General features: G+C 40.3%; 18 protein-coding genes and 1 pseudogene. 6 read left to right on the top strand and 13 right to left on the bottom strand.

Translation table 11 applies throughout. The annotated features are described in order from the left end of the window. Window positions 1-3 precede the first annotated feature (3 nt). Together OO016_RS09720 and OO016_RS09715 are read left to right on the top strand one after the other, a co-directional pair. The gene (locus tag OO016_RS09720) at window positions 4-468 is read left to right on the top strand and encodes a hypothetical protein (RefSeq protein WP_266013077.1); all 465 of its coding nucleotides are present in this window, start codon (window positions 4-6) and stop codon (window positions 466-468) included. A gap of 109 nt (window positions 469-577) precedes the next feature. Beyond that, window positions 578-1690: an OmpA family protein gene (locus tag OO016_RS09715; RefSeq protein WP_266013075.1), complete on the top strand. Its 1113-nt coding sequence runs from the start codon at window positions 578-580 to the stop codon at window positions 1688-1690. Between the two features lie 58 nt (window positions 1691-1748). Here OO016_RS09715 and OO016_RS09710 read toward each other — a convergent pair whose 3' ends face one another. The 9 genes from OO016_RS09710 to OO016_RS09670 form a co-directional block, all read right to left on the bottom strand. Further along, entirely contained in the window at window positions 1749-2456 is a 708-nt protein-coding gene (locus OO016_RS09710; RefSeq protein WP_266013073.1) for a hypothetical protein, read from the bottom strand. Continuing rightward, window positions 2453-6712, bottom strand: coding sequence for a PQQ-dependent sugar dehydrogenase (locus tag OO016_RS09705; protein ID WP_266013071.1), 4260 nt, complete (start codon window positions 6710-6712; stop codon window positions 2453-2455). Before OO016_RS09705 ends, OO016_RS09710 begins: the two co-directional genes overlap by 4 nt. A 187-nt stretch (window positions 6713-6899) precedes the next feature. Then, the gene (locus OO016_RS09700) at window positions 6900-8360 is read right to left on the bottom strand and encodes an AMP-binding protein (RefSeq protein WP_266013070.1); all 1461 of its coding nucleotides are present in this window, start codon (window positions 8358-8360) and stop codon (window positions 6900-6902) included. A 12-nt stretch (window positions 8361-8372) separates the two neighbouring features. After that, on the bottom strand, window positions 8373-9353 hold the full coding sequence (gene nadE / locus OO016_RS09695) for an NAD(+) synthase (protein WP_266013068.1): 981 nt from the start codon (window positions 9351-9353) through the stop codon (window positions 8373-8375). A 10-nt stretch (window positions 9354-9363) separates the two neighbouring features. Further along, window positions 9364-11358: an asparagine synthase (glutamine-hydrolyzing) gene (gene asnB, locus OO016_RS09690; protein WP_266013067.1), complete on the bottom strand. Its 1995-nt coding sequence runs from the start codon at window positions 11356-11358 to the stop codon at window positions 9364-9366. 22 nt (window positions 11359-11380) lie between these two features. After that, the gene (locus OO016_RS09685) at window positions 11381-11629 is read right to left on the bottom strand and encodes an acyl carrier protein (RefSeq protein WP_266013065.1); all 249 of its coding nucleotides are present in this window, start codon (window positions 11627-11629) and stop codon (window positions 11381-11383) included. A gap of 222 nt (window positions 11630-11851) precedes the next feature. Further along, window positions 11852-12607, bottom strand: coding sequence for a formyltransferase family protein (locus tag OO016_RS09680; protein ID WP_266013063.1), 756 nt, complete (start codon window positions 12605-12607; stop codon window positions 11852-11854). A gap of 5 nt (window positions 12608-12612) precedes the next feature. Beyond that, window positions 12613-12939, bottom strand: a complete 327-nt coding sequence (locus OO016_RS09675) for a hypothetical protein (RefSeq protein ID WP_266013061.1) — start codon at window positions 12937-12939, stop codon at window positions 12613-12615. 82 nt (window positions 12940-13021) lie between these two features. After that, a complete protein-coding gene (locus OO016_RS09670; protein WP_369413839.1) occupies window positions 13022-13624 on the bottom strand; it encodes a sugar transferase in 603 nt (200 codons plus the stop codon). Window positions 13625-13991: 367 nt separating this feature from the next. Between OO016_RS09670 and OO016_RS09665 the strand changes: the two genes are divergently transcribed. The 3 genes from OO016_RS09665 (at window position 13992) to OO016_RS09655 (ending at window position 15035) form a co-directional block, all read left to right on the top strand. Further along, entirely contained in the window at window positions 13992-14267 is a 276-nt protein-coding gene (locus OO016_RS09665; protein WP_266013057.1) for a transposase, read from the top strand. A gap of 125 nt (window positions 14268-14392) precedes the next feature. Next, window positions 14393-14803: a DDE-type integrase/transposase/recombinase gene (locus tag OO016_RS09660; protein ID WP_369413853.1), complete on the top strand. Its 411-nt coding sequence runs from the start codon at window positions 14393-14395 to the stop codon at window positions 14801-14803. Continuing rightward, the gene (locus OO016_RS09655; RefSeq protein WP_266013053.1) at window positions 14760-15035 is read left to right on the top strand and encodes a hypothetical protein; all 276 of its coding nucleotides are present in this window, start codon (window positions 14760-14762) and stop codon (window positions 15033-15035) included. The genes OO016_RS09660 and OO016_RS09655 overlap by 44 nt, the downstream gene beginning before the upstream one ends. Window positions 15036-15141: 106 nt before the next feature. On the opposite strand, the gene OO016_RS09650 is transcribed toward OO016_RS09655, so the two are convergent. The 3 genes and pseudogenes from OO016_RS09650 to OO016_RS09640 all read right to left on the bottom strand — a co-directional run bounded on the left by OO016_RS09650 (window position 15142) and on the right by OO016_RS09640 (window position 17300). After that, complete coding sequence (locus OO016_RS09650; protein ID WP_266013051.1) at window positions 15142-15435, bottom strand: hypothetical protein; 294 nt, start codon at window positions 15433-15435, stop codon at window positions 15142-15144. A 200-nt stretch (window positions 15436-15635) separates the two neighbouring features. After that, window positions 15636-15887: pseudogene (locus tag OO016_RS09645) on the bottom strand (glycosyltransferase); the annotation flags it as partial. A 267-nt stretch (window positions 15888-16154) separates the two neighbouring features. Next, window positions 16155-17300: a glycosyltransferase family 4 protein gene (locus tag OO016_RS09640; protein WP_266013050.1), complete on the bottom strand. Its 1146-nt coding sequence runs from the start codon at window positions 17298-17300 to the stop codon at window positions 16155-16157. Window positions 17301-17736: 436 nt separating this feature from the next. On the opposite strand from OO016_RS09640, the gene OO016_RS09635 reads away from it, so the two are divergent. Further along, on the top strand, window positions 17737-19848 hold the full coding sequence (locus OO016_RS09635; protein ID WP_266013048.1) for a right-handed parallel beta-helix repeat-containing protein: 2112 nt from the start codon (window positions 17737-17739) through the stop codon (window positions 19846-19848). A 357-nt stretch (window positions 19849-20205) separates the two neighbouring features. On the opposite strand, the gene OO016_RS09630 is transcribed toward OO016_RS09635, so the two are convergent. Further along, a complete protein-coding gene (locus tag OO016_RS09630) occupies window positions 20206-21375 on the bottom strand; it encodes a glycosyltransferase family 1 protein (RefSeq protein ID WP_266013046.1) in 1170 nt (389 codons plus the stop codon). Between the last annotated feature and the right edge of the window lie 26 nt (window positions 21376-21401).

Genomic DNA, 21401 nt, shown 5'->3' with positions numbered 1-21401 from the left:
TTAATGATCCGTGGCTTACTTGTCATCTTGCTCTTTATGGGCCTGTCCTGTAAAAGCCAGGAAAAAGGCAGGGCGAATGATCCAGTAGCGCCCGGGCAATCAATAGAACTTATACTTTTGGTTTCTGATAACTATGGAGGATCTGAGCATGCTGAATTCCGGATTATCCGGGATATGAAAAGCTTAAAACAGTTTTTTGCCCAGGTCAACAAAACACGCAAGCCCGGTATTCCTGTTCCCCAGGTGGATTTCAGCAAGGAACTCTTGGTTCTCTATTGTCCGGGAAAAATGCTGAATGGGGCTACCTCAAGCCTGTTGATCAGGGAAAATACAGCTGACCAATTAGTATTATCCCTAAAAGAATCGAAGTCCGGGCAAAAAAAGAAAAACGGGGCACTTACCATGCCGTTCAGCCTGTATAAATTGCCACTTACCGGGAAGGAAATTTCTTTTGTCAGGGAGGACTAACCCTTTGAATATCAAAGGTGTGTCTTGTCGATTATTGAGGCCTTTTAAAGGGTAATTTACTATCTGATTTGTGCCGGTCGTAACTTTGTATTACCCTAAATACATTGTGATGAAAGCCCGATACCTACTAGCGGTTATTATCTTCTCCCTGCCGATTGCAGCGATATCTCAAATTCAAGATGAAAGTTTAAATCAATCTACCAATGGATCCTGGATCCTGGGGGTGGGTTTCAATGTTGTGGACGATTCTGCGACACCGTTTTTCGAAGATTTTATCAAGATCAAAAGGAGCTGGAATATTGTCCCTTATCCTTCCCGCTTGCAGCTGGGGCGACTGTTCAGTAATGGCCTTGGAATACATGCCATAGGCTCCTACAACCGCTATAAACCTGGCAAACTGATAGATGGGGAAATAAATTCGGAATTACGGGAGTACTATGCTATCGATGGTATGATTACCTATGACCTGAATGGCTTATTCGGGGATACCGGATGGTTTGACCCTTATGTGCATGTCGGTGCTGGCTATTCATCTATAGGCGGTCTTGGCAGGTCCACCTTTAACGGTGGTTTTGGCTTCAATACCTGGTTCAGTGAAAAATGGGGATTGAATTTCAATACCAGTGGAAAATGGGGGTTGGAATCCGGGTCCACCAAACAGTTGCAGCACGCTGCAGGGGTGGTTTTCCGTTTTGGAACATCCCCTAAAGAGGAACTGGTATTCGAAGAAGCACCCGCTCCGATTGAAAAGATTCAAGAAGAGTCTGAAGGAGCCCCGGTTACAGAAGAGAAAGTGGTTGCCGTTGAAGAACCGGTGGAAAAACCGCTATCCGCCGAAGAGAAAAAATCAGCCCTACAACAGGAACTGGATTCCCTGGGTCCTGTATTTTTTGCCTTTGATTCTTATGAATTGAATGCCCGGTCAAAGGAAACACTCGACGAAGTAGCGGATATCATTAAGAAAAACTCCGATTATATTTTCGTGGTTGAAGCCCATACCGATTCCAGAGGCCCTAAAACTTACAATCAATGGCTGTCCGACCAGCGAGCCAAATCAGCCGTTAACTATCTGATCTCAAAGGGAATCAATTCGCAGAAGCTAACCGCTGTAGGCTACGGGGAGGAAAGGTTGCTTAATCGATGTGCGGATGGGGTGCTTTGTACGCGCGAAGAACATAGTCATAACCGAAGGGCGAAGGTTGTTTTACAGACCAAAGAATAGCTGGATAAGGAAGAGCACCTTCTTTACAGAAGTTAGCCGCGGAATACCTGATCCGGCATTAGTTTGAGATTTCAAACTGGTAGATATCAGAAGCAGACTCATTGGCCTGAGAATCCCTTGTAATGATCCTGCAATAATAAGTTGTTCCGTTATTTACCGGAACATTATTCAAAACAGTCTCGCTCAGTTGTTCCTGATACAGGGCAGGAGGATCCTGTACTCCAAAATAGATATCATAATCAACAATATCATCATCAAGATCGGATGAACTCCAGGACAGCGATAAAGTGTTTTGATTGGGAGGTAAAACACTCCCTGGTTCGGGACTTAACAATAGGGCAGGGAAAGGGATGTATCCGCTCAGGCCTTCTCCGGCATTATAAAAGTAAAATGTTTCACTAATTGCCTCGGTTGGAGATCCTCCCAGAAAAGTAGACACAAACCAGCTGAATGGTACCCCTCTCGCAATTTCAAGTGAAATCTCGTTGGTTCCTGTTTCGAATTGCTGTGATATCTCGGTGATAAGGTTGGTCAGTGTTAGCTGGTAGGTTTCACCAACTTCGGCAGGATTCCAGGTAAAGGTAACCCTGCTAATGCTTTCCGAGATGATTTCACCGGTAACACATACAGAATTATTGTTCGGGAATGTTAGTTCTACTGATGTAGGCTCTAGGAGCACAAGTTCTTCCAGATCTTTATCCCTTCCACAACTTGTTATCACTATCATAACAAGAGCAACCAATAAGATCTTTAAATGATTATTCATCGTTTAATCAATTTCACAGATTTTGTAAAGTTCTCGCTTTCGGCCACCAGGTAATACATGCCATTATTCAGATAGCCAAGGAATAACCCAATTTCACGGTTTGCCTCTGCATATATAAACCGTTTAACGAGTTGTCCGCTGCTTGAATATATAGATATCCTGAGGTTTGAAGTAGGATTACCCAGTAACAAATTCAAATTCCCTTCAAAGGGATTTGGAGATACTCTTAGGAACTCTCCTGACAGAAACGTTTCTTCAAATATTCCCTGACAAGGTAAATTGGTACTTATTTTAAGACTATTTAGCCCCTCTTCCAGGTTTAATAAAAGAACTGATTCTCCAGTTTGCCAAATGTTACCATTTAAATTGACCGTATATTGATTACTTCCATCCATACTAACCCGGAGTATCTGACCATTAGCATCCACATTCGTAAATACGCTTAATGGTTCGGCTCCCATGATAACAGCAGTAAAACAACGCTCAAATGCAGTTCCGGGTAGTGAAATACAAAGTTCATATGTGCCTGCAGCAAGATCTGAAATTTGAAATATTGAATTAAATGTGTAATTATCTTCTATTCCATTGAAGAGGATACTTAACTGGTAGTTTAAGTTTAAGTTGGCCTCCACAGTTATTATACCATCACTTAGGTTTTCACAACTTGTCCCTTGTGTTTGGATAATAAAATTATCAACAGGAAGCGCGGCACAACCTTTATTGTCTACCGGTATTCCCTCTGGAGTATTCGGACATTGGTCTGATGTGTTCGGGACCCCATCGTTGTCGTCATCAATTTGACTCTGACTGCAACCATTGGCATCTACTTCTTCTCCGTTTGGTGTATTGGGGCACAGGTCCAGGTCATTGGTTACCCCGTCATTGTCGTCATCAAGTTGGCTTTGAGCACAGCCATCAGCATTGACAGACGCTCCATTTGGGGTATTTGGACAAAGGTCCAGGTCATTGGTTACCCCATCATTATCATCATCCAGTTGACCCTGACTACAACCATTGGCGTCAACAGTTTCACCATTGGGGGTGTTTGGACAAAGATCCAGGGTGTTGGGAACACCATCATTATCGCCATCTGTCTGCCCGGCTTCGCAGCCAAACTGGTCTACTGTTGCCCCGGCAGGCGTATTGGGACATTGATCAACAGCATTATTCACCCCATCATTATCATCGTCCAACTGAGTTTGTGAGCATCCATTGGCATCTACAGCTTCTCCGTTTGGCGTATTCGGGCATAAATCCAGATCATTGCTGACTCCGTCGTTATCATCGTCCAACTGACTTTGGGCACAGCCATCGATATTGACTGTTTCCCCATTTGGAGTATTCGGACAGAGATCGAGATCATTGGTTACCCCATCATTGTCATCATCCAGTTGGCTTTGAGAACAACCACTGGCGTCAACGGTTTCCCCATTCGGAGTATTCGGGCAGAGGTCAAGGTTATTGGTAACCCCGTCATTATCGTCGTCTAACTGACTTTGGGCACAGCCATTCGCATCAACCGTTTCACCATTTGAAGTATTCGGACAGAGGTCTAAATCATTGGTAACCCCGTCATTATCGTCATCCAATTGGCTTTCAGCACAACCATCGGCGTTTACAGTTTCACCAACAGGGGTGTCCGGGCATAGATCAGTACTATCGGGAACACCATCGTTGTCGGAATCAGCTAAAGTAACATTAACCGTTAGTGTTGCAGTACAACCAAATGTTGAAGTAATGGTATATACTCCGGCATCCTGTTCATTCACAGCACCAAGGTTTAAATCTCCATTAGTGACTCCACCCCCGGGTGCTGATACGGTAAACTCAATTTCATTTGGCAACATGCCAATGATCAGCAGATCACCTTCCAGCACGGTAATTTCAGTGTCACCATTTTGCCAAACTCCGTTAATCTGATATTCGGGAATAACGGATTGAGCATTACAATCCGATAAGGTGCTCCAAATGGCTATATTGGATGCAGATTTATCTCCGGCCGTATTAAATGTGCCACCTACATAAAGTTGACTGTTATCTTCAGAAAATCGGAGTGCATTTATACGGGTATCTACACCAACATCAAAGCCGGGACCAAGGGCTTCCCAGCCGGATGCCTCACTCCACCGGACAACATTATTCATGATTTCATTGACGTTTTCGGTGTCGGAAGCCGTTTCAAAACTACCTCCAACATAAAGAAAACCACTTCTCTGAGCCATGGCGTTCACATTACCACTTAGCCCGAAATTAAGGGCCTCCCAGGTATTAAGGTTCCTGTCCCATCGGGCTATACGATTTACGGTTGTGCCTCCTGCAATGGAAAAGTTCCCCCCGGCGTAGATATAATTATTATCAACTACAATGGCTTGTACGAAACCACTTGTTCCGGCACCGAAAGTATCCCAGTTTGTGCCATCCCAAATGGCTATCCTGGGGGCGGGATTACCACCTGCAGAATCAAAATTACCACCGACCAGTACATTGTTGTTTTCATCAAAGGCGATTGCCCTGATTTCATTATTCGTTCCGGCCACGGCGTTGGTTGCATCCACTAATGCACTCCAACTTCCATTATCCCAGAGCGCAATATTGTTCGCTATAATTCCACCTGCGGTTTCAAATACACCACCAACATAGACCAACCCATTTGGATCTATATTGATTTTAGCAACAGGACCATTGGTTCCACTTCCGAGGGCAGACCAGGTATTGCCATCCCAGGAAGCTATGTTGGATGCGCTAATACCACCAATTTGGGTAAATTCACCTCCAACGTAAAGCGTACCATCCGGTGCGAGTGCAATAGAAGCTACTTTTCCATTGGCCCCTGCCCCGAAGGCCCGATACCCCTCCTGGTCGTAAATGACAATATTAGACGCGTTTATGCCACCCGCCTGGGTAAATGTACCGCCAATATAATAGGTGTTGTCAGGTCCCATACATATGGTTTCAACGGTTCCGTTAATCCCGGAACCAATGGCAGCCCAATCACCAACTCCCTCAACGGGAACCGTGGTAGGGCCCCCACCTTGCCCTGTGATCCGGTAAAGCTGTACGGAAGATCCATAATCTGAAAAATAGAGATCCCCGGCCTGGTCAAGACCAAAAGAGGAAATAAACTGACCGCTGGTACGGAATAATTCTGTTCGGTTGGCTGTTTGTGTGGCTTCATCGTAATCCAGTGACCAGACACGACCGGAAACATAATCGCCAAATATATATTTACCTTGTAGCAATGGATCTGTTAATGCTCCGCGGTATACATAGCCTCCTGTAATGGAAACATCATTAGCAGAGTGATCGTATTCAAATATGGGCTTGATATCCGGGGTAGTAACAAGCGTGGTCGATGCCGTTTCAAGGCTGGTTCCTTCAAACCGGTTCCATCCGTAATTACCTCCCAGTGTAATCAGGTTTATTTCTTCAAAATCGCCCTGGCCTACGTCGGCTCCCCATAAGCGGTTGGTAGTAAAGTCAAAAGAAAATTTCCACGTATTCCGGATCCCCCAGGCATACAGTTCATCCAAACCTGAAAGACCCAATCGGGGATTATCCGATGGAATCTCATAATTTCCATTTGGAAGATCCGGGTTTGTTTCTACCGGGTTATTGCCATCCAGGTCTACATCAATTCGCAAAATGCTCCCGAAAGCAGTATCAAGATTCTGGCCATTTCCTTGTGGATCTCCGGCACCCCCACCATCTCCAATGGAAATGTAAAGGTGCCCGTCCGGTCCAAAGGCTATTTTTCCACCGTTATGGTTAGAATTAAATTGATTCTTTTCAAATTGGAATAGTACTTTTTCACTCGAAGGATTAGCCAAATTATTGTCGGAACCACTTACGCTGAACTCAGAGAGTACCATGTTTATCCTATTATTACTCCCTAATATGGTATAATAGATATAGAAATAGCCATTGGAACTGTAATTGGGGTGAAAAGCGAGACCAAGCAGCCCGATTTCCTGTCCGGAACTAAAATAGACTTGTGATGAAATATCCAGGAACGTAGTTACCTGGGAATTTTGAACTGTTGAAACATTAGGAAAAACTTTGATCCTTCCCGGCTGTTCAACAACAAATAATCGGTCAGTACCGTCTGGCGGACTTTGTATCTCAACCGGAAGGTTGAATCGTATGTCAGGGAAAGCGGGTTCGTAGGATATCTGACCAAAAGAAATCTGGCCAATAGAAAAAAGTAGAAACGATAATATTATAAGCTTAGGCTTATTTTTTTTAAAGAGTGGGGTCATTATAATACTTGTAAAGCACCCCTAATTTAATGGCTTTAAATGTATTTTGGGTTAAATCAACCTTTATTTTTTAACAACCTTGAAATATTTAGAATTAATCCAGAATTACTATTTAATAGTAGAAATGTATTAGTGGATTTAACCAAATATTATCATCAAATAAGATGTTCCCCTCGTATGTGTTATTTTAATGGGCCTTAATTTTTTTGCCAGTAAGGCTCAGGCTCATCGATTTATTGAAGACAAAATGCCTGGGTATTTTGTAGGTAACCAGTTCTTTTGCACATTTTTTAAGGATCCTTTCCTTAAGCACTTCCTCCTCTTCCGGATTTGCCGTAACTACGGTGGCTTCCAAGGCCTCGCCTAATAATTCGTCCTCAATGCCCTGTACCGTGCAATCAATTACATTGGAAACGCTGAGTATTACAGCTTCAATTTCCTTTGGGCTAATCCTTTTGCCTCCAACTTTTATAATTTCTTTTTGTCGGCCTACAATGTACAGGTATCCTTCCTCATCCCTTATTGCAATGTCACCGGTATACAACCAGCCATCTTTGATAGTCTGTTTGGTGTTTTCCAAATCCCGGAAATAGCCTGACATAATATTATCTCCCCTGGCAACAAGTTCTCCTTCTTCTTGTACCCCAACTTCCTGACCATCTTTGCCCACAATTTTTATTTCAACGCCTGGGATTGCCTTTCCAATGGAGTGTGATCTCATGCCGATCATATTTGGCTCCAGATAGGTCAGTCGTGCCGTTGCTTCTGTTTGTCCGTACATCACATAGAAGTCAACGTTAGGGAATGCCCTGGCAAATTCATCTATAAAGACGGCGTGCAGCTTACCTCCCGCCTGTGTAACGTATCTCAAATCAGGAAAATCAGTTGTTTTAAAAGTTTTAGACTTTTTCAACAAGACCTGAAAATGGCTAGGCACGCCTGCAAATCCTGTACACCTGTATTTTTTCAAGTCGTTTATAACAGAGCCCAGGAAGATAAAACTATTGTTCAGTACTATGCTTCCTCCAACCCTGAGATGTGTATGCAGCAATGAGAGTCCGTAACAATAAAAGAAGGGTAATACAACCCCCATAATATCAGCCTCCGTTAGCTTTAAATACGCTACAATGGATTCTGTATTGGCCATAAGGTTCTTATGGCTCAGCATAACTCCTTTTGGTTTACCAGTAGATCCTGATGTAAAAATGATCTCGGCGATCTTATCCGGGTCAAATTCCTCTTCCCATACAGGATTAGCCCCCTTTTTGATTATTTCTGCCAGATCATCTTCGGAAAATACTGGCAGCTCAGAAAAGGTCAACTTTCGGAGCAAGGTTGATGCGCAAAAAACCATGGGGCAATCAATAGCATCAAGGATATAATCCAGATTAGATTGCTCTATGCCGTAGTTAAGGGGTACGCAGACATTACCAGATTTCAGGATACCCAAGTATAGGGTAATAAAATAAGTGGAATTGGGACTGGCCAGAATAATGTTTTTACCCTGACCAACCTTCTCCCTTAAGTAAGAAGCAACTTTAAGGCTATCCCTGTAGAGTTTTTGATAGGCAATGGAACCCTTATCCCCGATAACAAAGTCCTTTTGAAGGGATGCGGAGTTCTCAAATAAGTAATCAAAAACATTCATGCTACAGACCGATTAGAAAATTGGTCGCATCCTGAGATACTCAGTGGTTTTGCGCTTCCTTTCGAAATTCTTGTAAATATTACTGATTTCTTCCGCACTTTTTCCCATTACGGCACCCACTTCTTCAGCAGGGTAGTTGTTTTCCCAACCGTACCATATCAAATCCATCTGATCGAATGGTAGTTGATAAAAGAAATCTTCCTGTGTCTGTTCTGCCGTATAGGTATCCGTGGTAGGGGTTCTGTTTATTATCCCTTCCGGTACCCCAAGGTACCTTGCCAACTGGTATACCTGGGTTTTATACAGGTGACCAATGGGCATTACATCTGCACCTCCATCTCCATACTTTACAAAGAAGCCCTGTTCCACTTCATGTTTGTTGGGCGTTCCTATTACCGCATAATGCAGCCGTTCTGCATGATAATAGAGCATGGACATACGGCTACGTTGCTTAAAGTTGGTAGCAGCCACAATTTGCAGATATTCCTTGGCTGGCAATAGCTTGCTTATTACTTCACCATCTGGTTTTATAACGGTAATGGAGAAAATGGCTGGCAGGTTTTGACCGATATTCTGTTTGATTTCAATTTTAGCTTTATCAATATCCGGATCAAAATCAGGGATTACCCGGGATATGGCTTCGTCACGCCTTCTGTAGCATCCAAAACCATCGAGAGCGGTGGTAATGTCCTCTACGAGCGTACCAACCCCAAACTTGTCGGCTAATTCCTGGGCCAGTTCCCTGCTTTCATCGCTGGAATCCTGTTCCGGTAACATAATTCCGGTTACTTTGTTTGGTCCGAATGCTTTGGCAGAGAGTGCCATACATACGGAGGAATCAATACCCCCGCTGATTCCAACCACTCCGCCTCGCCTTTGGAGCGTGTGGAAAACATCGTTGCGCAGTTTTTCAATTATAGAATCACAAACGGCATCTATATTCTCAATATGCAGAATATCCTTGGAAAATGGTTTCAATTGTGTGGTGTTCATTTTTCGGTTTTTATGTTGTTATCACTTTTGGATCCATTATTACTTTATCGAGTACCAAAGGTTCATAGGAAGAAGGCCTCCTATAATTCCTTTTTACAAAAAATTCGTGTATCAATTGGGTTGAAAGTACTGAAGTCAATGCCATATTGTCAATTTCTGATATCCTGTTCCCAGAGTGCATTTTTTTCTGGAGTTGGGCTACATGGTCAGGATTAAAAATACCTTTATCAGAAAGTTGATTGCTTCCAAGCATGTCCAAGATAAATTCCGGTGCTTTTTCGGAAACAAAGACACTCTTTATCGGAGCCCGGTAGGCCTGTTTGGAGCGATTTAATATTTCATCGGGCAGACGGCCTTTCATTAATTTTTTAAGGAGGTACTTTTCGTTTAGTCCATTAAGCTTAAGGTCAGGATGCATACTCATGCAGAGCTCTATGACCTTATGGTCGAGGAAAGGATAACGTCCTTCAATGGAATTGGCCATCCCCATACGGTCTCCCTGTGAAGATAAGAGGTAGCCGGACATGAAAAGATTCAACTCTATCCATTGAGCTTTCGTAAGGTAATCGTAATCATCAAGTTTGTCTCCCAGTTTCCCGGTTAATTCGGTAAGGGGGGAATACTCCCGGGTCTGGTTTTTCAGATCTTCGGAAAGGTAATTCCTTATTCTTGAACAATTGTTCCACCTGAGTAAATGGGAATACAACGGATGTTTGGAATCAGAGAGCCGATACCCAAAGAACATCTTTAGGACGTTGCTGTTCGCATTCCGCATCTGAGGGAGATACGGATATAATTTTTTAAGGAGTAATGGCCGGTATCGGGATTCCGGATCTTTCGCCCAAAAATGACGGATTTTAGCTTCTTTAAATATATTATAGCCTCCTAACAATTCGTCGGCCCCCTCACCGGTAATGACCACTTTGATGTTGTTTTTACGCACATGCCTTGCTAACAGGTGCATGGGCGTAGGAGCGGTACGTAAAAGCGGAGCTTCTGAATGCCAGACCACTTCATCAAAGTATGTTGCGATGTCCTCGTTCTTGCATTGAACAGCCGAGTGCCTGGTATTGAAATAGGATACTGCAATATTCTGATAGGATGATTCGTCAAAATCCTTATCTGAAAATCCAATTGAAAAAGTTTGCAGGTTTCCGTGGTCAATTTTCTTGATAAAGGAGGTGGTAACACTGGAATCAATACCACCACTCAAATAAGCGGCTACAGGAACATCAGCCCTCAAACGCAACTTAACCGCATCCTCAAAGGTGCTTTCAAAGGCTTCCGCAGCTTCCCCCAGGTTTTTATATCGGTATTCTTCCGGATAGTATAAAGGAAGTTCCCAGAATTTTTGAATAGTCCGCCCTTTTTCGTTGCAGATCATGTAGGACCCCGGAGGTAACTCAAAGACTCCTTCGAATACGGTTAAGGGGGAAAGCGAAGTCCAGAACGTATAATATTGAGCAAGTGCCTGCGGGGAAAGTCTTAAATCTGCCCTGGGAAATTCCATAATCGCTTTGATTTCCGAGCCAAAAACGAGTGAATTCCCTATTTCAGCATAAAACAAGGGACGGATTCCTACCCTGTCCCTGGCCAGGAAAAGCTCTTCTTTTTTCTTGTCCCAGATGGCAATTGCAAACTGTCCGTTGAGCTTATTCAGGAAATCAGGGCCATATTCCTCATATAAATGAACAATTACTTCTGTATCGCTGTGTGTTTGAAATACATGGCCTCTTTTCACCAGATCTTTACGTAATTCGATGTAATTGAATATCTCCCCATTGAAGACGATCCAATAGGAACCATCCTGGTTGGAAAGGGGCATAGTACCGGTATTCAGGTCAATGATACTAAGTCGCACACTTCCAAGGCCAGCCGAATCGGAAAGGTATATACCGCTTTCATCCGGTCCCCGGTGGCGGATGGATTGCAACATCCTTTTTAAGGTATCACCACGGGATTGGTTTTCCCCGTAATAATTATAAAATCCGGCAATACCACACATAATCTGGGAATTTCTGGAAGGACTACAGTTTGCTTTCTACAAAAGCAACAATGTTTTTGATGGACTCAAAGTGCTCCACCACCAATTCTTCATCCTGTGTTTCCACACCGAATTCCTCTTTTAAATGTTCGATAAGAAAAAGCAACCCCATGGAATCGAGCAATCCCGTTTCAAAAATCAGGGTATCATCATCAATCTGGTTGACATCCGAAAGAGTTTCCTTCAGTATGTACTTTTTGACTTTGTTTTTTACATCCGTAGCTGTGAGCATTTTGTCTAGGTAAAAGGTTGATATTTTAAGTTAGAAATCAAAGTTAGTTTAAAATTCTCCTTAAGGAAATCTTATCCTAGTATTTCGTTAAATCAAAGAATTTAATCGATTTATAACCTTTAACTTTAATTATTGAAAATTATAAATCAATAATAACACTAAAGATATTTTTTAAACAACTTGATTTACTTTAAAAACGTTACTCAACATTTTTTGGTACCGCTAGTCAATTTCATTTAATATTACTTGAATACTTATTTTCTTGTCATCATAAAGGAAATATGCAGATTCTTTAATATTGTTAGTTGACAGTGCACGAAGGAGATCGATAAATTCATTTATTCTAATCTTCTTGTCAATATCTAATTCTTGAACATTCTTAAGATCGCTTTTAGTATGTGATGTTCCAAGATTATTTTGAGTTTTTCTAGGAGGATTAAGAGTTAGTAATGAATCATATGCTTCTTCGAAAACAATCTTTTCTAGGTCTAATACTCTCTGGTATAGTGTATTAGCAGTATCAGTAATATGAATTTTAATTTTTTTTTGATGAATAATATCTCCTTCATCTAATTTATCGCACATAAAATGTAAAGTAGCTCCATATATTGATTTTTCAAGAATAGCCCAAGAAGGAGTATGCCAGCCTCTATTATATGGTAGATATGCCGGATGTAAGTTTAACACGCCTACCTTAGGAATATTTAGAACTTCTTTTGGTATAATTACAGGAAAATGTATTCCTATTATATAATCTAATTTGAATCCTTTCAAGAGTTCGATTCCTCTTCTACCTTTGAAGCTATGTTGATCCAAAACGTTGTGGTCTTCCAAATCTGCTATGGCCTTTAATTCATTAGAATGTGTACCATTAGGACCATTATTAATAATAAGAGCACAAGGAATGTTTCCTTTTTTGATTAAAAACTTCAAAATATCACAACTAATCTCCCTATCTCCGGCAAATGCGTATTTCATTTAAACTATTTCAATTTTTTTATGAATTCCTTTGGGTAGCTAAAAGAGTTGGTCAGCCGTTCGAAAACAAACTCAGTATCTAAGGTAGGTTTCAGTCTATTCTCTAAATCTTCAAATTGCGCAAACCAATCTTCAAGATGAAAAATGTAATCAACGATTCTGTTATTTTGATAAATGTCATCAGTCTTTAATTGTAAATCCTCTAGCAGAGTATAAATCACCTTATTAATACTTCTAATTCTTAAGGCCTGGTAGTAGTATTTTTCCTTGCTATAAGCTTTATAGGCCATATTAGATCTCCTTATCGCATTTATTAATTCTGAGTTATTCATTGTGTTTTATTCGATAATAAATTAATTGAGGCAATTAATAGAAAAATGATGCTTAATCTTAAATTTTAGATAACTTTAAATATTAATTTTTTTGTGGTTTGTTTCCCTCCCAAATAGGCATTGTATGAGTATTACTAGCATTTATATTCTTTGTATCTAAAATTTTGTTGAATGTCAAAGCTAAAATTTTAATATCTAATTTCAATGATAAATTTTTTACGTACCAGAGGTCATGATTAAATTTGGCATCCCAACTTATTGAATTTCTGCCATTTACTTGGGCCCAGCCGGTAATACCGGGTCGAACCAAATGTCTTTTGCGTTGTTCGGCATTATAAAGTGGAAGATATTCTACAAGTAATGGACGAGGACCAACAAGACTCATATCGCCTTTAATCACATTTACTAGTTGCAAAAGCTCATCCAGAGAATATTTTCTTACAAAACTTCCGATTTTTGTTATCCTCGACGGACTGTGTTCGTGTTCATCCCTGACCGGATCAAAATCCCTCATAGTTTTGAACTTCAATAACTTAAAGATCCTTTCTCTTCTACCCGGCCTTTCCTGAACAAAGAAAGGGGTTCCATTATTCGAAATAGCCAGCAACATGCTTACGATTACTATAATAGGCGAGAGTATAAGGATCATTGCTATGGCTATTAACAGGTCAAAAATTCGCTTCATAAAAAGGGAATACATATGCAAGCTTCTTATCTGGAACTAAATTAAATCAGATACTTTACTTATGGTAAATAATCTGTTAAATGGTCATAATGTTAGACTATTTTACAGTATAATCCTGTCGTCTGTCAGAATTCTCTTAATTCTGGTCGTATATCACAGGTATAGACTTTACCAACAGGGAATATGGTTTTAAGTTCTTTCTGAAAAGCTCTCATCAAGGAAACACGCCTTCCTGCAGATATAATCAGTAAATTGAGTACTAGTCTTTAAAAACCTGTAAAATCGAGTTGAAATTACAGGGTTTTCGGTTTGTTTGTAGATACCCGAAAAATAAGGGCAGTAAGTTTAATCATTAAATTTACTGAATATGACACGAAGAAAATTCACCCCGAAGTTTAAAACCAAAGTGGTATTGGAAGCCTTGAAAGAGCAGCATAGCCTTGCCGAGCTTGCCCAGAAGTTTGAGACACACCCTACCCACATCAGCGCATGGAAGCACGATTTCCTCGATGGAGCGGAACAGGTCTTTGAATTGGGCAAGAACGATGCCCGCAGCGAGGCCGAAAAGGATAAGGACAAATTGTTAAAGGCCATAGGCCAATTGAAGGTCGAAAACGATTTTTTAAAGGACGCCTTGCGCTGAGACCACTCTCCGAACGCAGAAAAATGATACGCAAGGGTCATTCCAAGATGAGCATTGTAAAACAATGCGAAATATTGTCGGTCCATCGTTGCGGGCTGTAATATAAGCCCAAGGGCGAGACCGAACTGAACCTGAGGCTCATGCGGGAGATGGACGAACATTATCTCCACCATCCCTTCAAAGTGGCAAGGCGCATGCACATCTGGCTGATTAGGGACAGAGGGTACAAAGTGAGCAGGAACCGCATTGAACGGCTCTATTACAAAGTCATGGGCCTCAGGGCTGTCCTTCCGAGAAAATATACCTCCCGAAGGTGCAAGGACCACAGGACGTATCCGTACCTGCTACGAAACCTGACTGTTGACAGGCCCAATCAGGTCTGGGCTACAGATATCACCTATATCCCCATGCAACAGGGGTATCTCTATCTGGTGGCCATCATCGACCTGCACAGCCGCTATGTCCTGAACTGGAGCGTGTCCAATTCCATGGATGCCCAAGTGGTGCAGGGAAACATTGGAAGAGGCCATAGGTGAGCACGGGACACCGGAGATCCTCAACACGGACGAGGGTAGCCAGTTCATTGCCGAGGAGTTTGCCAACTACGTCCTTGGCCGGGGAATACGCCTGAGCATGGACGGTAAGGGTAGGGCCACGGACAATGCCTTTATCGAAAGACTTTGGAGGAATGTAAAGTATGAGAAAAATCTATCTGAACCAACCAAGGGACGGTATGGAACTCTATCTGTTATTGGCAGAGTACTTTGATTACTACAACCATGAAAGAAGAAATCAGTCCATCGACTATGAAAGACCTATCGACCTATTTTAGAGAGCGGCTTGATAATTATATTAGTTTTGTAGAAAACCTGCCCTAAAAATCGGGGTATCTACAGTTTATAACTTTGGTAAATATATTATAGATGAGTCCATTATAATCCTCTACAACGGAATTTCTTAAAGGATATGAATCCGCAGATTTGGCCACTTCAATTAATTCTTTAAGCTCTGATACGGGCAATGATGATATCATAAACCTTATCACCATAAGAAATACGAGGGATTCCTGACGACTTTTAAGCCTTGACCAGCATTTTTTTGAATTTGGACTTTCTGGAAGTGAATTCAGGATAAACGGAAAGGCTTTAACAGCCTCTAATTTATCCAATACAATTTGATTTTAATGAGAATTAACTTGGCTTTTCTTGGCAGAATTGATCCAAACCCCATGTCTGTGGTGCAAAGGTTAATTTTGGCTATTCTTTTAGCATGTAAGAAGGCGGATGCACTGAAGAGAATATCCTTCATCCATCTTCCTTCTGTGAATTTGAGTATTTTCTCTGCGATATAGAATTTTTTGATGAGGTATCACCAAACTTCATTTTTATAATTGTTATCGGCGATGTAGCTGACTCCGTCTGTTATAGGAAATTCGGATGTAGATGCTGGCTGCACAGCCTGGTCATCTCCACTTTTTACTATGGATTTTGAATCGAAAGCCAGAATATCCAGATCACGGTTTATAGCCATTTCAACTAGTAATGCCAGAGTATTGGAAGCTAAATAATCATCAGGATCCAAAAAATAAAGATACTTTCCGCGTGCCCTTTCTATTCTGGTGTTTCTTGCGCTTCTACCCCTCTATTGGTTGTTCTGATGATATGGAATTCCGGGTTGCTGTTAGAAAAGTTATTGGCAATAGAGTTGCATCGGTTGAGCCATCGTCTATGATGATTACTTCATAATAGTTCTCTAGCACTCTCTGACATGAAATTCTTTGCAGGCAGTCTCTCAGGAACTATTCCATGTTGTAACAAGGTATATACTGACTTTCATTCTAGATTTTGTGAAGTTCAGAAATTTTAACCGTAAAAGTTCTTAAGGCGATTATTGGAGGCTCTGGTACTCTTTTAAGATCTCTTTCCAAACAAATTCTCTTTCATATCGGTCTTTAATGATCTGCCTGTATTGATCCCTTCCAGCTTTCAGATTTGAAAAATCACCCACAAACTCTTGCATTGCAGATAATATGGCCTCTTCATTCTTCACAGGGATAAATCTTCCGTTAATTCCATCTTGTATAATCTCATTGCAGCCATTAATATTACTTACTATTCCGAATAAACCCATTGCTCCGGCCTGCATGACCACATTTGGAAAGCCTTCCCGATAACTGGGAAACACCAGGCAGTCCGATATGGCCAAATAAGGTCTTACATCCTGCTGCCAGCCAACGGTCAGGATATTCGGATTGGCTTGGATCCGCTTTTCAGTTTGAGGGAGCAGAGGATCGAGGTGTTTCTCGTGTGATCCGACCAACAGAAGTTTGACATTGTTTAATTGCCCAGATAATTTGTCAAAAGCCCTTATAAGTTCGTTGATCCCTTTATCCGAAACAAGGCGACCCACAAAGACAAAGGCAACGTCATTATCTCCAAGTCTTAATTCTTTTTTAAGTCGGCTTCGTTGAGCATTACTTACTTTTTTAGGATCAAAAAAGCCCGTATCTATTCCATTGGAGCTTCCATTGGCAAGGACCGTTAGCTTTTTCTGCTGCGCAAAATTGTTCTCCAGGGCAATTTGTTGAAGCCCTATGGAATTTGGATACACTTTGGTGGTACAGGCATAAGTCATTTTTTCGACCAGGTCTAAAATTTTCCTCTTAAACCCTTTTTCTTCCACCAGGGGAAGTCCGGCAATAGTGTGCAATCGGTGAGGTACTCCGGCTAGAAAGGCCGCAGCCATTCCGAGCGTACCGGCTTTTGGTGTATGGGAATGTACGATATATGGTTTTTCCTTCCTCAGGATCCGATATAGCTTCCATAATGCTGCCAGGTCCTTTAAAGGAGTGATTTTCCGTGTCATTTCAACCGGAATCACTCTGATATTTTCGTTGCTGGCTACTTCTTCCAGTAGTTTACCACCTGAGGATATGGCTATAACTTCATAATGCTGGCTCATAAATTTACACTGCCCCTGCAAGAGAGTGGCCAGGGAAATGGGTACAGTGGTGATCCGCACAATTTTTTTCATTCACTGATCTTCTAGTAAGGAAAACAAAAATTGAATTTGTGATTGTTTTAAAAAAGAGTTTAAATTCCAATAGGCTTTATCCATGGAGAACAGCATTACAATTTAGTTCAAAGTACCCCTGTTATAATTTTTTATCAAAAAAAAACAATCTAATTAATAATACTTATAAAACCCTGCTAACAAGCATAATATTCGTTGATTGGCATTCTTTAAATAATATCATTCTAAAAGTTTGCTGACAAGCCTTTGAATGGATTTCTGCATTTCATCGATTTTTTTGTTAAAATTTTTAAACAGAACAACTTTTTTGGGTGCTGGCCTCGTAGGTTTGTATGTAGTTTGTCGAAAAAATGCCCCCTTTTATCGTTAAATCAGTTTTTTGCCGTTAATTCGTTACCCCATGAATCAAATACATTTTAACCTACAAAACCTACTTATGCGACGAAATACTATCTTTTTAGCCCTAGCCTTATTGGTCATTGTAAGTTGTTCCAAAGATGGAGACTTATTAGATGCTGTATTAGCTGATGAAGCAACTGAAAACACTGATAACAATAACAATTCTAACGGGGAGGAACCCGGATCTGATCAGTCCAATCCTCCTGGAGAAGCCGGTCCACCAGTTGATTTTGAGGGAACATTAGCGGTAAATGAAACTCCGTGCAATTTTTCATTAGGTTCTCTTGAAGCTAACGGAACCCTGGAACTGGATTGCCGTATTGATCTTGGTGGAGAAACCGTGAATTTACCTTCTGGTGTTACTTTAAAGTATACAGGGGGAGAGATAATCAATGGTAGACTGAATTTTAGTGGCGGCCAGATTGATGGAGAATTGTTAAACAAAGACCTTGAGTTAACTGGTGAGGTAACCCTCACTTCAGAAATTTTTCAACTATACCCGGAACGTTGGGATCTGGTTCAAGGGCAGGTAGATGATGTTACGGCAAGAAATAACCGGGATGTACTTCGAAGTCTCTTTGTATATATCAAGGACCTAGGAGGTTATCGTTTTGAAATAGATAAATTGGACGCATATTTCAAGGTAGATGATGTGCTTGCCAATGGTTCCCCTCCTGCTCATGCTTTGTTAATACCTTCAGACTTTCATTTAGCGATGTCAGAGGACACGCATATTAGGATTCAACCTAATGGACATTTTAGGCCACATTTGATGCAGGTCTATCAGGCACAAAATATAATTATTTCGGGAGGTACGCTTCATGGAGATCGAGAAACGCATAATTACAACTCTGGATTTGTAGATTCTGATGGGTATACGAATACAACCCATGAGTTTTCAAAACTTTTAGCAATCAGGGGAGGTCAGAATATTCTTATCGATGGATTAACTATTCGAGAGTCACCCGGGGATGGTATAAATATTTCCAGTGAGTACTTCTACTACGATCCACGTCATGTAAGGTCAATGAATATTACGATCAGAAATAGTAAAATAATTGCTAACAGACGAACCAACGTAGTTGTAACCAACGGAGAACATATATACATTGAAAATAATGAGATTGTTGATGGGGGTATCGATATGCCCAATTCCCTTGGCACAGCTCCTTCTTCCAATCTGAATATTGAGCCTCATAGGGGTAGAGACAATTCTGGCAATCTGGTAGAATATGAAAGAGTTAGCCACGTATTTATAAGAAACAACATCCAAAAAGTAAATAATGGAGAAAATAATTCAAGTAGTGCAGGGGGCTTTCAAATATCTCATGGAAATGGGCCGATTATTATAGAAAATAATCAAATGATTGATTCAGGTGTTGGTTTCTACACTACAGATGGTGTGATTATCAGAAATAATTCAATAATCAACAGTGGTATTAATGCTGGTAGCGCTGATAATTTTGACCGAACAGATTTTGTATTTGATAATCAAGTAGTTGGGAACTCTATTGTTGCTCCAAATAGTAGTGTTGGCATAAATGTAGCAGGTAATGGAGTACTAGTTCGTGATAATAATATTGAAGCAATAACTGGGATTGGTTTGGGTCTTGGAGGATCACCTAGTTTTGGACTTTCAAATTCGGAAATAGTAAATAACAACGTTGTTGCGAGTAATAGAGGTATTCTTAATATGAATACTATGAAAAATGTCCTGGTTGATGGTAACACTTTCCAAATGGCCGAAGGGAGTAACTTTGGATTTTCACTTGGTAATAGATGGGAAGGAAATGGGGATGCAAATTTTGTTATTTCCAATAATGTAGTTTTAGGCCAGAATAATGCAACAGCTAGTGGAGCACCTGCAAATTCGGTAGGAGGTAATTCAATGAAGTTCATATCAAATTCGATGGGAGACCTTCAAATTGAAGGAGGAAGAGATATGTTATTTGAAGAAAATACCTTTGATGCCAGGGTTGGTGCGAATAGCGTCCTTTTCAATTATGATGCTCCAAATACAACATTTATTAACAATGAAATGATCCTTTATGTATCTAAAACGCCATTGAATGTTCAGTGTGTTAAATTTAGAGATGGTGTTAGTTCCGCAGCGGTAGAATTTCAAAACAATGCATGCGTTGAAAACTAAAGAAAATGTTTGAATAACTACACTTCTTGAAAGTTAAAGTAAAAAATATGAGAATCCATATAATTGAATAAGGATTCTCATATTTTTTATTTTGATAGTGGATTAATCCATTTGAACAAATTACAAAAACAATCATATAATGTACTACAGATAATAGAAGTACCAATCTTATTAATCAGATGCTCTGTAATCATATTCACCCTATAAGGAGATTTTAAAATGCCTTATATGAAGCTATTATATGATGGTTTCAATCCTTTGTCCTTTAATTTGTTCTTCAGCCTATTCTTTACTTCTTTGCTGTAATTAACTTTAGGTTCCTGAAAATCCGTGGCATTTTCGGGAAAACCACCCCTTTTATTTTGCAAATAGGTCATGATATTTTTTTAAATAAAAATCTGAAAGTAACCTTGCGTTTTCTTTGATATCATACTTTCCTTTTTGTAATTCAATGAGAGTATTCTTCCTGCTGTATTTTGGAGCTGATAAAATCTTATCAGCCCAGAAAGCAGGATCTTTCTTCAAAGGTATGAATTCAATTAAGCCAGTTATGTCAACTTCTTGGGTTACTCTATCAGAACAAAATATGGTAAGTCCTGCTCCTTGGGCTTCGATTAGAGAAACGGGTAAACCCTCATAAATAGATGGAAAAACAAATAAATCCATTCCTTGTAGTAAATCTGCTATATCAGCTCGCAAGCCTAAAAATGACACTGACTTAGTTAATTTTTCTGCTTCGACTTTTGTTTTTACTTTTTCTTTTAAAGGTCCATCACCTACTAACAGCAAATGATAGTCATTATTTTTTTGGCAAATATTTTTAAAAATATCAATCAGGAATATATGATTTTTCTCTTCTTTAAATATGCCAACATGGCCTATTATTTTTTTACCTTCTAGCCCTAGTACTTTCCTTATTTTACTTCTGGTTTCTTGATTATATTGGAAATTAGAAGAATCGATAGCATTATTAAGAATTTGAATTCTTTCTTTAGGAACACCTGGGAATAACCAATTACCAGCTTTGGAACTACATGTTAGAAAATGAGTAGCTGATCTAGCAACCCTTTGACGTATCATATGCTGCAAATACTTTTTAATTATAGCTTTCCGATCAGTATGTCTCTTCAATAATTTATTCAAACTCTTGGGATCAACGGCTGTATGACTATGTGCGATTCTTATATTAACGCCATGCCTTCTGGCTTCTTCCAAAACAAAAGAGCTTAATGCATTTAAATGAGAATGAACGATTGAATAGCTCTGATGTTTCTTAAAAAAATGTCTAAGTTCTTTCTTGTACTTAAAAAAGCGGACAGGATTGATTGGATCTAACCTATATATACGACCTCCTAATGCTTTGATTTCGTCATCAAATGCACCTTTATCTTTCCGATGTAAAAGAAAATCAAACTGAACTTTGGTCCTGTCGATATTGCGATAATAGTTCATAATCATAGACTCAGCACCCCCTCGATTCATTATTGTTAATACCTGTAATACGCGTATAGGCTTGTTTGCATTCATATATTAACTGGATAAATCCTTAATAA

The sequence above is a fragment of the Lentiprolixibacter aurantiacus genome, assembly GCF_026241225.1.
Lineage (GTDB): Bacteria > Bacteroidota > Bacteroidia > Flavobacteriales > Flavobacteriaceae > Lentiprolixibacter > Lentiprolixibacter aurantiacus.
This window is presented reverse-complemented; position numbering and strand designations above follow the sequence as displayed.

Coding starts and splice junctions, on each gene's coding strand:
- OO016_RS09720 (WP_266013077.1), top strand. CDS start 4: ATGATCCGTGGCTTACTTGTCATCTTGCTCTTTATGGGCCTGTCCTGT.
- OO016_RS09715 (WP_266013075.1), top strand. CDS start 578: ATGAAAGCCCGATACCTACTAGCGGTTATTATCTTCTCCCTGCCGATT.
- OO016_RS09710 (WP_266013073.1), bottom strand. CDS start 2,456: ATGAATAATCATTTAAAGATCTTATTGGTTGCTCTTGTTATGATAGTG.
- OO016_RS09705 (WP_266013071.1), bottom strand. CDS start 6,712: ATGACCCCACTCTTTAAAAAAAATAAGCCTAAGCTTATAATATTATCG.
- OO016_RS09700 (WP_266013070.1), bottom strand. CDS start 8,360: ATGAATGTTTTTGATTACTTATTTGAGAACTCCGCATCCCTTCAAAAG.
- nadE (WP_266013068.1), bottom strand. CDS start 9,353: ATGAACACCACACAATTGAAACCATTTTCCAAGGATATTCTGCATATT.
- asnB (WP_266013067.1), bottom strand. CDS start 11,358: ATGTGTGGTATTGCCGGATTTTATAATTATTACGGGGAAAACCAATCC.
- OO016_RS09685 (WP_266013065.1), bottom strand. CDS start 11,629: ATGCTCACAGCTACGGATGTAAAAAACAAAGTCAAAAAGTACATACTG.
- OO016_RS09680 (WP_266013063.1), bottom strand. CDS start 12,607: ATGAAATACGCATTTGCCGGAGATAGGGAGATTAGTTGTGATATTTTG.
- OO016_RS09675 (WP_266013061.1), bottom strand. CDS start 12,939: ATGAATAACTCAGAATTAATAAATGCGATAAGGAGATCTAATATGGCC.
- OO016_RS09670 (WP_369413839.1), bottom strand. CDS start 13,624: ATGAAGCGAATTTTTGACCTGTTAATAGCCATAGCAATGATCCTTATA.
- OO016_RS09665 (WP_266013057.1), top strand. CDS start 13,992: ATGACACGAAGAAAATTCACCCCGAAGTTTAAAACCAAAGTGGTATTG.
- OO016_RS09655 (WP_266013053.1), top strand. CDS start 14,760: ATGCCCAAGTGGTGCAGGGAAACATTGGAAGAGGCCATAGGTGAGCAC.
- OO016_RS09640 (WP_266013050.1), bottom strand. CDS start 17,300: ATGAAAAAAATTGTGCGGATCACCACTGTACCCATTTCCCTGGCCACT.
- OO016_RS09635 (WP_266013048.1), top strand. CDS start 17,737: ATGCGACGAAATACTATCTTTTTAGCCCTAGCCTTATTGGTCATTGTA.
- OO016_RS09630 (WP_266013046.1), bottom strand. CDS start 21,375: ATGAATGCAAACAAGCCTATACGCGTATTACAGGTATTAACAATAATG.